Origin of the sequence: Microbacterium galbinum (genome assembly GCF_023091225.1) — a bacterium.
In the GTDB taxonomy this organism is placed as follows: domain Bacteria; phylum Actinomycetota; class Actinomycetes; order Actinomycetales; family Microbacteriaceae; genus Microbacterium; species Microbacterium galbinum.
Genome location: NZ_JAHWXM010000001.1, coordinates 1,851,144 through 1,863,997 on the forward strand (window position 1 = coordinate 1,851,144; position 12,854 = coordinate 1,863,997).

At 70.7% G+C, this 12,854-nt stretch carries 11 protein-coding genes; 8 read left to right on the forward strand and 3 right to left on the reverse strand.

Annotation, left to right across the window (positions count from 1 at the left end):
- Positions 1-52: 52 nt before the first annotated feature.
- Positions 53-703 (forward strand): nucleoside/nucleotide kinase family protein, encoded by a 651-nt coding sequence (locus tag KZC52_RS08825; RefSeq protein ID WP_247623670.1) that lies wholly within the window; start codon positions 53-55, stop codon positions 701-703.
- Positions 704-803: 100 nt separating this feature from the next.
- On the opposite strand, the gene KZC52_RS08830 is transcribed toward KZC52_RS08825, so the two are convergent.
- Positions 804-2,012, reverse strand: coding sequence for an acyl-CoA dehydrogenase family protein (locus KZC52_RS08830; RefSeq protein WP_247623671.1), 1,209 nt, complete (start codon positions 2,010-2,012; stop codon positions 804-806).
- Positions 2,009-3,391, reverse strand: a complete 1,383-nt coding sequence (locus KZC52_RS08835) for an O-acetylhomoserine aminocarboxypropyltransferase/cysteine synthase family protein (protein ID WP_247623672.1) — start codon at positions 3,389-3,391, stop codon at positions 2,009-2,011. Before KZC52_RS08835 ends, KZC52_RS08830 begins: the two co-directional genes overlap by 4 nt.
- Before the next feature lie 100 nt (positions 3,392-3,491).
- Here KZC52_RS08835 and KZC52_RS08840 point away from each other — a divergent pair, with 100 nt between their 5' ends.
- The 7 genes from KZC52_RS08840 to KZC52_RS08870 all read left to right on the forward strand — a co-directional run bounded on the left by KZC52_RS08840 (position 3,492) and on the right by KZC52_RS08870 (position 11,671).
- Complete coding sequence (locus KZC52_RS08840) at positions 3,492-4,403, forward strand: Rossmann-fold NAD(P)-binding domain-containing protein (RefSeq protein WP_247623673.1); 912 nt, start codon at positions 3,492-3,494, stop codon at positions 4,401-4,403.
- A complete protein-coding gene (locus tag KZC52_RS08845; protein WP_247623674.1) occupies positions 4,400-5,659 on the forward strand; it encodes an adenosylhomocysteinase in 1,260 nt (419 codons plus the stop codon). The genes KZC52_RS08840 and KZC52_RS08845 overlap by 4 nt, the downstream gene beginning before the upstream one ends.
- A gap of 28 nt (positions 5,660-5,687) precedes the next feature.
- Entirely contained in the window at positions 5,688-7,022 is a 1,335-nt protein-coding gene (locus KZC52_RS08850; RefSeq protein ID WP_247623675.1) for an amidohydrolase family protein, read from the forward strand.
- Positions 7,019-8,386: an NtaA/DmoA family FMN-dependent monooxygenase gene (locus tag KZC52_RS08855; protein ID WP_247623676.1), complete on the forward strand. Its 1,368-nt coding sequence runs from the start codon at positions 7,019-7,021 to the stop codon at positions 8,384-8,386. The genes KZC52_RS08850 and KZC52_RS08855 overlap by 4 nt, the downstream gene beginning before the upstream one ends.
- Before the next feature lie 266 nt (positions 8,387-8,652).
- Positions 8,653-9,900: an extracellular solute-binding protein gene (locus tag KZC52_RS08860; protein ID WP_247623677.1), complete on the forward strand. Its 1,248-nt coding sequence runs from the start codon at positions 8,653-8,655 to the stop codon at positions 9,898-9,900.
- Positions 9,900-10,847 carry a carbohydrate ABC transporter permease gene (locus tag KZC52_RS08865; protein ID WP_247623678.1) on the forward strand — a complete coding sequence of 316 codons (948 nt, stop codon included), beginning with the start codon at positions 9,900-9,902 and terminating at the stop codon, positions 10,845-10,847. Before KZC52_RS08860 ends, KZC52_RS08865 begins: the two co-directional genes overlap by 1 nt.
- The gene (locus tag KZC52_RS08870; RefSeq protein WP_247623679.1) at positions 10,844-11,671 is read left to right on the forward strand and encodes a carbohydrate ABC transporter permease; all 828 of its coding nucleotides are present in this window, start codon (positions 10,844-10,846) and stop codon (positions 11,669-11,671) included. Before KZC52_RS08865 ends, KZC52_RS08870 begins: the two co-directional genes overlap by 4 nt.
- A gap of 208 nt (positions 11,672-11,879) precedes the next feature.
- Here KZC52_RS08870 and KZC52_RS08875 read toward each other — a convergent pair whose 3' ends face one another.
- Positions 11,880-12,833: an ATP-grasp domain-containing protein gene (locus KZC52_RS08875; protein WP_247623680.1), complete on the reverse strand. Its 954-nt coding sequence runs from the start codon at positions 12,831-12,833 to the stop codon at positions 11,880-11,882.
- Positions 12,834-12,854 lie beyond the last annotated feature (21 nt).

Here is a 12,854-nt window from a genome sequence, read left to right on the forward strand (position 1 = left end):
CAGTGAAACCGTGGGAGGTTGGTGCGGTCCGCGCGACCCGGGGAGCCTGGCGATGAAAGATCACCGTTCGACGTTCTTGCGTGAGTTGGCGGATGTCGTGCCGCTACCCTCACCGACCGGGCCGAGCATCCTCGTCGGGATCGACGGCGTCGACGGCGCCGGCAAGACCGTGCTCGCAGATCAGCTCGCTGACGCGCTGCGTGATCGCACCCGTGTGGAGCGCATCTCGATCGACGGCTTCCATCGGGTCCGGGCGGAGCGCTACCGCCGCGGACGGCACTCGGCCGAAGGATTCTGGCGCGACTCCTACGACTACGCCGCGTTCCACCGAGAGGTCGTTCGGCCCTTCCGCACCGACGAGGGAACCTTCCTCCGCGCTACTCACGACGTCGACACCGACGACCTGCTCGATGGACCGCGCGAGGCGGTGGTGGCGGGGTCGCTCGTGATCGTCGACGGGATCTTCCTGCATCGCCCCGAGCTGCGCGATGCGTGGGACTTCACGATCTTCCTCGACGTTCCGTTCCGCGAGTCCGCTCGCCGCATGGCGACGCGCGATGACCTCCCGGCAGACCCCGCCGCCCCCGAGAACGCACGCTATGTCGGCGGCCAACGGATCTATCTCGAGCAGTGCGACCCGCGCGGTGCCGCAGATCTGGTCGTCGACTACGGCGACCTGTCTCGTCCGAGCATCCGCCGCTGATCCAGACGACGCATCGCGTGGCGGCCCTTCGTCTCGTCGCGCCGCGGTTCCTGAGGGAGCGCAGCGACACGAAGGGCCTCGCTCAGGGACCGGAGAAAGGTCAGGTGTAGAGGGACAGGGGCTGACGGATGCCGAGGAGGAAGTCGGCGCCGACCTCGAGCTTCTTGTAGTCGATGGGATCGTGCAGCGAGTGCGTGCGGATGTTGCGCCAGTGTGCGTCGAGGCCGATCTTCGAGGCGGTGGAACTCGACCCGGTGGCCTCGAACACCCGGTGGGCGACATCGGTCGCCGTCTCGCTCGAGACGACCTTGAGCTGCGCGACGCGGATCGCGATGTCGCCGCGGGCCTGCTCGTCGACCTCGGACCCGCGCGCGACGACCCCGTCGTACTCCTCGTTCACGCGATCGGCGAGCGCCTCGACCGCGGCGACCTGCGCGACGAGCTCGCCGTAGAGGCGCTGCACGAAGGGGTCGTCGCGGTACCGCTCGGCGCCGCTGAGGAACCACGCGTTCGGCCGCGCGTTGGTGAGTTCGCGCGCCTGGTCGAGCGCGCCCTGCGCGATGCCGAGGTACAGGTTGCCGAACAGCAGCTGCACAGCGGGCGTGAGCAGCGCCTGGAACCACTCTTCGGTGCCGAAGCCGAGCAGGTGCTCGCGGCCGACCGGAGCATCCGTGAACCGCACCGAGTTGCTGGCCGATAGCCGCTGACCGAGGAAGTCCCAGTCGTCCTGCACCTCGACACCCGGATGCCCAGCCGGCAGCACGAGGAAGGCGAAGCGCCCCTCATCCGGACCCGAATCGACCACCGCGTTCACGAGGATCACATCACCCACCGAAGAACCCGTCGAGAAGCGCTTGACCCCCGCCAGCCGGAACCCGCCGCCGTCGGGGGTGAGCGACAGCGTCGGATCGACCGGGTTGACCGAGTCGCCCCAGAGCCACGTGCCCTCGATCGACCGGCGGTACCAGTCGTCGCGCTCGTCGGCACTCGCGACCAGGGCGATCGTGGCCGAGTTGGCGTAGTGGTAGCCCAGCAACTGCGCGATGCCGGCATCCACCCGGGCGATCTCGCGCACCGCGAGGAATGCCGACGACCAGTGGCCTCCCCCGCCGCCCAGCGATGCCGGGTCGAGCAGGGTCGTGAGTCCCGAGCGCTGCAGCAGCGCAGACTCGGCGCGCGGCACGGCGCCGGCGCGTTCGCGGGCGAGCACGTCGACCGCGAGCTCCGCGGCCACGGCCTGCGCGACGGAGCGCCAGTGCGCGTTCTCCTCGCGGGTCGCGATCCCGGTCCACTGGCTGCGGGCGGTCACGGTGCGACCCCTGCGGCATCCGGATCGCCGGAAAGGTGCGCGCTCACCGCGGCGAGCGCGGAATCGAGGTCGGCGATCAGATCGGCGACCGTCTCGATGCCGACCGACAGCCGCACGAGCCCCTCATCGATGCCGAGCTGGGCCCGCAGTTCGGGCGTGAACGAGAGGTGGGTGGTGGTCGCCGGGTGCAGCACCATCGAGCGCACGTCGCCGATGTTGGTCATGCGGCTGAACACCCGCAGGCTGTCGATGAAGATCTCGGCGCCAGCCCGCCCGCCGCGCACGGTGACGGCGAACACCGATCCGCTGCGGCCGTCGAGGGTGCGCTGGGCGATCTCGTGCTGCGGATGCCCCGGGAGCCCGGCGTAGTCGACGTACTCGACCGCAGGGTGCTGGGCGAGGAACTCGGCGATCGCGCGGGAGTTCGACACGTGCCGCTCCATGCGCAGCGACAGGGTCTCGATGCCCTGCTGCAGCAGGAACGCGTGGAACGGCGAGAGCGCCGGACCGAGATCGTTCACGATGCCACCGCGCACGAAGTACTCGTAGGCGCGGCGGCCGTAGGTCTCGAGGGCGCTCGGCACGCCGGGCGCCGGCGAGTCGGTGATGCCGGGGTAGTCGCGCGGGCTGCCGGCCCAGTCGAAGGTGCCGCCGTCGACGACGATGCCCGAGATCGCGGCACCGTGGCCGGTGAGGAACTTGGTGCCCGAGTGCACGACGATGTGCGCGCCCAGTTCGAGCGGGCGCACGAGGTAGGGCGTGCCGATCGTGTTGTCGACGATGAGCGGGATGCCGTGGCGCTCGGCGATGCGGGCGACCGCCGCGATGTCGACCACGTCGTTCTTGGGGTTCGGGATCGTCTCGGTGAAGATCACCTTGGTGTCGGGGCCGATCGCAGCCTCCCACTCGGCCTCGTCGGTCGGATCCTGCACGTAGTCGACGCCGACGCCGAAGCGGGCGAACGAGCGACCGAAGAGGATGCGCGTGCCGCTGTAGATGCTCGCGGTCGAGACGAACCGGTCGCCGTTGCCGACGATCGACAGGATCGCGGCGCTGATCGCCGCCTGTCCCGACGAGACGACGATGGCCCCGACGCCGCCCTCGAGTGCGGCGATGCGACGCTCGGCGACCTCGTTCGTGGGGTTGAGGTTGCGCGAGTAGATCTGCCCGTCCTCGCCTCCGAAGCGGCGCGTGCTCTCGTCGAACGAGTCGAAGCGGAACGCCGCGCTCAGGTAGATCGGCGCGATGCGCGACCCGTGGGCGGGTTCGTCGAACTCCCCCGCGTGGATCTGGCGGGTGTCGAAGCCGAAGCCCGTCCAGTCGTACACCGGTTCGAGCACTTCGTGCGGGACGGATTCGGGACGGATGCCTTCGCTCATTGCCCCGACGCTAGACAACGCGCGCCCGCGGCGCTCGCCCGCGCGTCATGAGAGGTCACAGACCGGCGGCGCGTGACGGCGAACGGATAGCGTCGCGACCGTGACCGATGCCCCCTCCCGCACCCCGTCGACGGATGCCGTGACGCCCCCGGGATTCCGGTGGGCGGCGGCCGCGGCATCCGCTCTCCCGGCGCCTTTCGCTGAGCCGGGCGATGCGCCCGCCGCCGTGTCGTGGCGGTTCGCGGCGTTGCCGGAGCAGGTGGCGGATGCCGCGCGCGCGGCGTTCGGCGTCGATGTCGTGTCGGATGCCGCCGCGCCCGACCCCCGCGACCTGCCCGCCTTCTCGGCGATCTTCGCGCACGCGCGCGCCGAGCATATCGTGCGGGCGCTCGCCCGGAGGACGAACCTCGTGCTGCCCGCGGCATCCGCTCTCGTGATCGGCGACGGCCCGCTCGCCGATCGTCTCGCCGCGACGCTCACGATCGGGGGCAGCCGGGTGATCCGCGGGATCGCCGACCCGGTCGCGCGCCTCCGCGCGCACCTCGCCGGTGCCCGCACGGTCGACGAGCCGTGGCCCGTGGCCGACCTCGTGCTGACGACCGGCGAGGGACACTCCCCCGTCGACCCGGCATCCGTGACCGGGGTGCTGATCGACGCGTCCGTGGATGCGAACGGCCTGGTGCCGTCGGCAGGCGACACGGTTCGCCCGTTCGTCACCCGTGTCGGAGAAGGCACCTGGGTCGTCGAGGCCCCGGGGGTGTTCGAGACGCTCGGGCAGTCGAGCCTCCTCGCCGACGCGCTCGTCGCCCTGTCGATCCTCACGGCCCGGGCCGAGAATGGGGGACGCTTCGACAGGCTCAGCGACCCAGGTGCGGAGCTCAGCGACCCAGGTGCGGACCTCAGCGACCCAGGTGCGGCGGACACCCCTGGAGACTGGGTCCCTGAGCCTGTCGAAGGGCCCCACCCCGCAGCACTGGCCGACACCCACCTCGCCGAGCTGGTGCTCGCATGACCGGCCGCATCGCCGACCCGGCCCTGTGGCGCGAGGGCACCGAGCGCATCGCCTGGGCGCGGCAGTTCATGCCCGCGACGACGGCTCTCGCGGCCGAGCTGCGCGAGAGCGGGCGGGTGCGCGGCATCCGCATCGCCGTCTCCGACGTGCTCGAGCCGAAGACCGCGACCGTCGCACTGCTGCTCGCCGAGGCCGGTGCCGACGTCGCCGTCTCGTGTGTCGGGCGCGACACCGACGACGCGGTGGCCGCAGCGCTCGTGCACGCCGGCATCCCGACCTACGCGCACCGCGGGGCGACCGACGCCGAGGACCGCGACAACGTCCTCGCCCTGCTCGGCCACCACCCCGAGGTGATCGTCGACGACGGCGCCGCGACCATCCGTCTCGCGCACACCGAGCGCCCCGGCATCCTGGGGTCGATGGCCGGCGCGACGGAGCAGACCACCAGCGGTGTGCGCCCGCTGCGCACGATGGAGCGCGAGGGAGCCCTGCGCATCCCGATCGTCGCCGCGAACGACGCCCGCACCAAGTCGCTGTTCGACAACGCGCACGGCACCGGCCAGTCGGTGGTGCTGGCGGTCGCCGATCTGCTCGACCGGTCGTGGGCCGGCAGCGACGTGGTCGTCGTCGGGTTCGGACGCGTCGGCAGCGGCGTCGCCCGCCACGCCGCCGCCCTCGGCGCGCGCGTCACCGTCTCCGAGGTCGATCCGGTGGCCGCTCTGCAGGCGGCGTTCGCCGGGTACGCCGTCGAGCCGTTGGCGGATGCCGCGGCGCACGCCGATGTTCTCATCTCGACGACCGGCATCGCGCACACCGTCGCGGTCGAGCACCTCGACCGGCTGCCCGAGGGCGCCGCGGTCGCGGTCGGCGGCGGGGCGTTCCAGGAGATCTCGCTGCTCGCGGCCCTCGACGCCGGCGCCGTCGAGACGTCGCGGCGCGGAGCGGTGTCGGTGCTGCGGCTCGCGAACGGGCGCAGCATCCGCGTGCTCGACGACGGCCACTGCATCAACGTGAGCGCCGCCGAGGGCAATCCGATCCAGGTCATGGACCTGTCGTTCGGGGTGCAGCTCACGGCCGTCGACTACCTGATCGCGGGGCGCGGCACCCTCACGCCCGCGGTGCACATCCTGCCCCGCAGCGCCGACGATCGCGTGGCGGCGCTGGCGCTCGGCGCCTTCGGCGGCGGACTGGATGCCGTCTCGTCTGCGCAGAGCGACTATCTGACCTCGTGGCGCCCCCGCGACGTCACCCCCTGAACCCGACCCGCACACCCGAGAGACGACCATGAGCGACATCACCCTCCACCGCGCGCGCACCGTGCTGCCCGTCGCCGCGCCCCCGATCGCCGATGGCGCGGTCGCCGTGCGCGACGGACGCATCGTCGCGGTCGGCGCGCACGACGCCCTCACCGCCGAGCTCGGCGACGCGATCGGCGAGCGCCGCGAATGGGACGGCGCCCTCACGCCCGGACTCGTCAACGCCCACACGCACCTGCAGTACACCGACATGGCAGCGGTGGGCCGGGGGCAGTACCCGAGCTTCGAGACCTGGGCGCTCGCGTTCGAGAAGGGCTACCGCGTCGAGCACGACTGGGCGGCGTCGGCCGCCGAGGGCGTGCGCCTGTCGATCGAGTCGGGCACGACCGCGGTCGCCGAGATCGTCACCGACCCCGAGGCGGGGCGCGCGGTGCACGACGCCGGGCTGCACGGAGTCGTGTTCTGGGAGGTGTTCGGCTGGAAGCGCGCGGCCTGGCAGCACGACGGCCCCGAGCGCGTGCTCGCCCAACTCGACGCGCTCCCCTCCCCTCCCGCGACCGGCCTCTCGCCGCACGCGATCTACTCGCTCGACACCGATGTGTTCCGCGAACTGCAGCGGCTCGCCGAGGCGCACGGCGTGCGTCTGCACATCCACGCCGCCGAGTCGGCATCCGAAGACGAGTTCGCCCGCTTCGGCACCGGACCCCTCGCCGAGCGCTGGCGCGGCCTCGGCCACTCCGACATGCAGCTGCTCTCGGGTAACGGATCGGGCAACGGCGTCGTGCACTACCTCGACACGGTCGGCGTGCTCACGCCGCACTCGCACCTGGCGCACGGCATCTACGTCGACGCCGCCGACCGCGCACTGCTGCGCGAACGCGGGGTGTCGGTCGCGCTGTGTCCGCGCTCGAACGCCGTCATCGGACTGGATGCCCCGCCCATCGCCGCGTACCTCATCGAGGGCAATCCGATCGGAGTGGGCACCGACTCGCTGTCGTCCTCGCCCTCGCTGCGGGTGCTCGACGACGTCGCCGAACTGCACCGGCTCGCCCGCGCCCAGGGGTACTCGGCCGAAGACCTGCATGCTCGGCTGCTGCACGCGGCGACAGCCGGTGGGGCCCGCGCCCTCGGGCTCGCCGACGGGCCCGCACCGGCGGGCACCCTGATCGACGGCGCCCGGGCCGACCTCGCGGTGTTCGCGACGGCATCCGCCGACCCGCGCGATGCGCTCGCCGAGATCGTCGAGAGCGCGCCCGAGGCGCTCGGCACGGTGGTCGACGGACGGATGCTGTGGGAGGCGGGTTCCGTGGGGCGCGGCCCGTCGACGGGCTCAGGGAGCGCGTTCGAGGGAGCCCGCGCATGACCGACCCGAAGCCCCTCTTCTTCGGCCTGTACGAGCAGGCGTGCGTCGGCAACGGGTCCGGGGCCGTGAGCCTGTGGACCCACCCCGACGACCGGCGCCTCGGCGCACTCGACCTGCGCTACTGGATCGACCTCGCCCGTCGCGCCGAAGAGGCCGAGTTCGACCTGTTCTTCTTCGGCGACGTGCTCGGCATGTACGACACGCTCGGCGGCGGCCCCGCGACCGCGCTCGAGTGGGGCGTCGAGCTCCCCGCGCACGACCCGCTCCTGCACATCTCCGCTCTCGCGGCGGTCACCGAGCGCATCGCGTTCGGGGCGACGGTGTCGACGACGTACGAGCATCCGTTCGCCCACGCCCGCCGCTTCAGCACGCTCGACCACCTCACCGCCGGGCGCATCGCCTGGAACATCGTCACCTCGTACCTGCCGGGAGCAGCCGCGAACTTCGGCCTCGACGTGCTCGCGCACGACAGTCGCTACGACCGGGCAGACGAGTTCCTCGAGGTCGTCTACGACCTGTGGGAGCGCAGCTGGGACGACGACGCCTACATCGGCAGTCGCGAGCTGCGGCGCTTCGCCGACCCGTCGAAGGTGCACCGCGTCGACCACGAGGGTGCGCACTTCCGCGTGGCCGGTCCGCACGTCAGCCCGCCGTCGCCGCAGCGCACGCCCTACCTGATCCAGGCCGGCTGGTCGCCGCGCGGGCGTGAGTTCGCCGCCCGGCACGCCGAGCTGATCTTCGTCGGCGACTCCGATCCGCAGGCCATTCGGGAGGGGCTCGCCGGCATCCGCGCCCGCGCCGCCGAGCTGGGCCGCGACCCCGAACAGATCCGCGCCGTCGTCGGGATGAACCCGGTGCTCGCGCCCACGCGGATCGAGGTGCAGCAGAAGCTCGACGGCTATCAGTCGCACTACAACGCCGACGCCCAGCTCGCCGCGTACGCCGGCTGGAGCGGGATCGACTTCGCCGCCTACGCCGACGACGAGCCCATCGTGAAGCAGTCGACGAATCACACGCAGACGAAGGAGACCCGGTCGGATGCTCCGCCCCTCACCGCGGGCGACGTGCGACGCCGCTTCGCCTCGGTGACCGCCTTCGCCGACGACCGGTTCATCGGCACTCCCGACGAGGTCGCCGCGAACATCGAGGAGTTCGTCGAGGAATCGGGGGTCGACGGGTTCCTGCTGCACCAGTACCTGTCGCCGGGGTCGCTCGACGACTTCTCGACGCTGCTCGCGCCCCGACTGCGCGAGCGGGGGCTGTTCGGCAGACGCCCGTCGGAAGGAACGCTGCGCTCGCGCCTGCGCACCGACGGCGCGGACCGGCTCGGCGCCGACCACCCCGCGGGGGCTCGGCGGCGCTGAGGGGGTTTTGCGGGGTGGGGCCCTTCGACAAGCTCAGGGACCCAGTCTCCGGAACTGGGTCGCTGAGCCTGTCGAAGCGTCCCGAAACCGTCCCTGCGTAACGCGCAGATTTCACGGGAATGACGATCTGCGTCACATCATTTCGCCGTGTTTCCGAACCCGTGACCGCATGCCCCCACGTCCGAGAGACTCATGCCACGGGCATCCGCCCGACCTTCTCCCGACGATCGGTCACAGCCCGGTCGAGCTAAGGATCCCGCACCCTCATGAGCACCTCTCGCACGCGCGCCACCCGGGTCGCGCTGTCGGCCGCCGCCGGAGTCGCCTCCGTCGCCCTCCTCGCCGGTTGCACCGGTTCGTCCGCCCCGTCGAGCTCCTCCGGTGACTCCGATGACTTCGAGGGCGTCGAGCTGACGTCGTGGAGCAGCATCGACTTCGACCCGTACCAGACGCTGCAGAAGGAGTACTTCGAGAAGTGCGCCGCCGACCTCGGCATCACGATCGACGCCCAAACCCTCTCGGGCGACTACACGACCAGCCTGCTGCAGGCGGCGAGCTCGAAGTCGCTGCCCGACATCGCGCTCGTCAACACCGACACCCAGCTGCCGACGCTCGCAGCGCAAGGCGTGCTCTCCGACCTCGACACCCTCGGCCTCACGACCGAGGGTCTCGCCGAGCCGGTCGCCGCCCTCGGCGAATACGAGGACACGCTCTACGGTCTGCCCACGCAGGTCGAGGACTACTCGGTGTTCTACAACAAGGCGTACTTCGAGGAGGCGGGCATCACCGAGCTGCCCACCACCTTCGACGAACTCATCGCCGCCGCCAAGGCGACCACCACCGCCGACCACTACGGCATCGCGCTGCCCGGCATCGCGGGCGACGGCTCGACGTCGTCGTACTTCCTGCCGTTCCTGCTGAGCGCGGGCGGCGACCCGGCCGACCTCACCAGCGACGGCGCGGTCGCGGCGGTCGACCTCTACAAGACCCTCGTCGACGACGGCAGCCTCTCGAAGGAGTTCGTGAACTGGGGCTGGGACGGCATCGACCAGTGGAAGTCCGGCAAGGCCGCGATCACGGTCTCGGGCCCCTGGAACCTCGTCGACACGAGCCTCGACTTCGAGTACGGCACGTTCTCGGTGCCGGCCGCGACCAGCGCCGACGAGAGCAGCGTCGGACTCCTCGGCTACGCCTACACCGTGCCGGTGCAGGGCGACGAGAAGCGCGAGAAGGCGGCGGCCGCTCTGATCGAGTGCCGCGCCTCGGAGGAGAACCAGGTCGACACCGCGGTGCAGGGCGGGTACGTCCCGGCGCTGACGTCGGCCCAGGAAGCCTTCGTCGCCGAGGTCCCGGCCGCCGAGGCCTTCGTCACCCCCGTCGCGAACGCCTTCAACCCGGCGACGCTCGGAACCGAGTGGAGCGCCCTGCAGGCGAAGTACGTCGACGCGCTGCAGAACGCGACCGTCAACGGCGTGAGCGCCGAGGAAGCGCTGAGCAAGGCCGACCAGGGTTGATGACAGCCGCTGCCACAGCGCCGAAGCGGCCGGGGACTCGTGTCTTCGGCCGCTTCGGCCTGACCCTGGTGCGGCGACGGAACCTCGAGCTGTGGGCCTTCCTCGTGCCCGCGATCCTGTTCTTCGCCGCGTTCTTCCTGTTCCCCCTCGGGTACGGCGTGTTCATGAGCACGACCGACTTCACGACCGGCACCTTCATCACCGGCGAGGCGCCGTTCGTCGGGTTCCAGAACTTCATCGACATCTTCCGCGCGGATGCCACCGGTATCGCGATCGTGAACACCCTCACCATCACGGTCGTCGCCGTGATCTCCGAACTCGTGATCGGCCTCGCGCTCGCGCTGCTGTTCACGCGGCGCTTCCCGGGCAGCCGCTGGTTGCCCGCTCTCATCCTCATCCCCTGGCTGCTGCCGGCCGTCGTCGTCGCGACGATCTGGAAGTCGCTGCTCGCGGGAGACGGGGCGATCAACGACATCCTCGGATTCCTCGGCCTGCCCGGCAACGCCTGGCTCGCCGATCCCGCCACCGCCCTCGCCGCCGTGATCATCGTGACCGTGTGGGCGAGCCTGCCGTACTGGTCGACGATCCTCGCCGCGGCCCTCAAGCAGGTGCCGGTCGAGCACCTCGAAGCGGCATCCCTCGACGGGGCCGGGGCGTTCAAGCGCCTGTGGCACATCATCATCCCCAGCATCTGGCCCGTGATCTCGGTGCTCGTCGTCATGAGCGTCGTCTTCAACCTGCTGATCGTCGACCTCGTGCTCGCGCTCACCCAGGGCGGCCCCGCCAACAGCACCATGACCCTCGGCGTGCTCTCGTACCGTTCGGCGTTCAGCCTGTTCGAGTTCGGGCACGCGGGCGCCTACGGCATGCTGCTGCTCGTCATCAGCCTCGGCTTCGCCGCCGTCTACACGTGGCTGTCCGCCCGACAGGAGCGTGCCGAGCGATGAGCACCCGCACTCCCCGCCGCAGCCGCGGCTGGTTCTGGACCGTGCTCACGGTCTCGATCCTCATCGTCTACCTGTTCCCCATCTACTGGATGATCTCGGCATCCCTCCAGCCCGATGCCAACTCCACCGACACCGCGTGGTTCCCGACCGCCCCGGCCCTCGACGGGTACGTGACGGCGTTCGAGGACGGCGGCCTCGACGGCCTGCGCGTCAGCCTGATCACCGCGATCGGATCGGTGCTGCTGACCCTCGTCGTCGCGGTGCCCGCCGCCTACTCGCTCAGCCGGCTGCGGTCGCGGGCGGTGAGCCTGGGACTCGTCATCCTGTTGCTCGCGCAGATGATCCCGAGCATCGTGCTCGCGAACTCCTTCTACGCGATGTTCAACACGTGGGGCGCGCTGAACAGCTACATCGGGCTGATCCTCGCGAATGCGACCGCCGGCATCCCGTTCGCGATCATCCTGCTGCGCTCGTTCATGCTGCGCCTCGACACCGAGGTCATCGAGGCCTCCACCCTCGACGGACTCGGACCGGTCGGATCGCTGTGGCGTGTGGTCGTGCCGCTGTCGCGCAACGCGATCATCACGGCCGGGGTGTTCACGTTCCTCTTCGCCTGGGGTGATCTGCTGTTCGGCCTCACCCTCGTCACGAAGACCGACATGTATCCCGTGACCGTGTTCATCTACGCGCTCGCGAACTCGAACATGAACACGTGGGCGGCGACGATGGGGGCATCCCTCATCGCCAGCCTCCCAGCGCTCGTGCTTGTTCTCGCCGCTCAGCGGTACGTGAAGGAGGGCGTCATCGCCGGCAGCGGGCGGTAGCGCTTCGGCGGCACGTGGCACTAACTCAGGAAGAATGCCCCCGAATCCGCGGAATCGGGGGCGTTCTGGCGACTTCGAGGCGTTTTGTCCTGAGTTAGGTACGGAGTTCCCGGTGCACAACTCCGGAAGAAAGCCCCCGGAGCGCTGGTTCCGGGGGCTTTCGCAGGCTCGAGGGCCCGATTCTCAGGAGTTATGAACGCGCGAGGCGTCAGACTCCGACCGGCGCGGTATCGCGGGCGAGCAGTCCGCCGAGGAAACTCGCGATCGTGCGCGGGCCCGAGACGGCCGCGGTGGCCTCGACGTCGGGGTTGTAGTTCGTGTTGGTATTCACGTCGTAGGTGACGAAGCGGCCGTCGACGGTCTCGATGAACTCGATGCCCGCGACCGTGATGCCGGCGTCCTTCAAGAATGCGAGGTACTGCTGCACGAGCGGATGCTGCGCCGTGATCTCCTCGCGGATGCGGAACAGCGGCTCGGGCTCGACGCCGTCGGCGCCGGGCAGCGCGCACGCCTCGGCCGGGCACAGCTCGAAGCTGCCCGCGCTGGTGTCGACGCGCACGGCGTAGACGAACTCCCCACCGGCGAACTCGACCCGGGTGACGAACGGGGCGGTGGCGAAGAGGTTCTCCTGCAGCAGCGTGATGCCGTCGGGCGAGGCCTCGAAGTCGGGGCCGTCGACCCAGGCGTCGAATTCGTCGTGGCTGTCGTGGCGGCGCACGCCGAGACCCTTGCCGCCCTGGTTGTGCTTGCTGATGAAGGGGGCGGTGAACTCGCGGGCGCGCTCCTTGAGCGCGGCGGTGCCGAAGACGGCGATGGTGCGCGGCACCTCGATGCCGGCACGCTGCAGTGCGGCGTGCTGGGCGGCCTTGCTGACCTCGAGCTCGAGCACGGGGCTGCCGTTCACGACGGTGCGACCGGATGCTTCGAGCCACCGCAGCACGGCACGGCCGAACTCCTTCGAGTCGCCGTGGTCGCGCGTGTGCGCCGAGGCGCTCAGCCGCGACCAGAACACACCGGCGGGCGGTTCGGCGTTCAGGTCGATCGACCCGTCGGTGAGCAGCCATTCCTGCGCGGGCACGCCTTCGGCCTCGAAGGCCGCGGCGAACGGCGGGAACCATTCGGCGTTCTCGTGGATCACGTACACGCGGGGCTCTGCAGTCATACCCTCACGCTAAATCACCCC

Excerpts from the sequence above, each read along its gene's own strand:
- KZC52_RS08825 (WP_247623670.1), top strand. The coding sequence starts at position 53 with ATGAAAGATCACCGTTCGACGTTCTTGCGTGAGTTGGCGGATGTCGTG.
- KZC52_RS08835 (WP_247623672.1), bottom strand. The coding sequence starts at position 3,391 with ATGAGCGAAGGCATCCGTCCCGAATCCGTCCCGCACGAAGTGCTCGAA.
- KZC52_RS08845 (WP_247623674.1), top strand. The coding sequence starts at position 4,400 with ATGACCGGCCGCATCGCCGACCCGGCCCTGTGGCGCGAGGGCACCGAG.
- KZC52_RS08850 (WP_247623675.1), top strand. The coding sequence starts at position 5,688 with ATGAGCGACATCACCCTCCACCGCGCGCGCACCGTGCTGCCCGTCGCC.
- KZC52_RS08855 (WP_247623676.1), top strand. The coding sequence starts at position 7,019 with ATGACCGACCCGAAGCCCCTCTTCTTCGGCCTGTACGAGCAGGCGTGC.
- KZC52_RS08860 (WP_247623677.1), top strand. The coding sequence starts at position 8,653 with ATGAGCACCTCTCGCACGCGCGCCACCCGGGTCGCGCTGTCGGCCGCC.
- KZC52_RS08865 (WP_247623678.1), top strand. The coding sequence starts at position 9,900 with ATGACAGCCGCTGCCACAGCGCCGAAGCGGCCGGGGACTCGTGTCTTC.
- KZC52_RS08870 (WP_247623679.1), top strand. The coding sequence starts at position 10,844 with ATGAGCACCCGCACTCCCCGCCGCAGCCGCGGCTGGTTCTGGACCGTG.
- KZC52_RS08875 (WP_247623680.1), bottom strand. The coding sequence starts at position 12,833 with ATGACTGCAGAGCCCCGCGTGTACGTGATCCACGAGAACGCCGAATGG.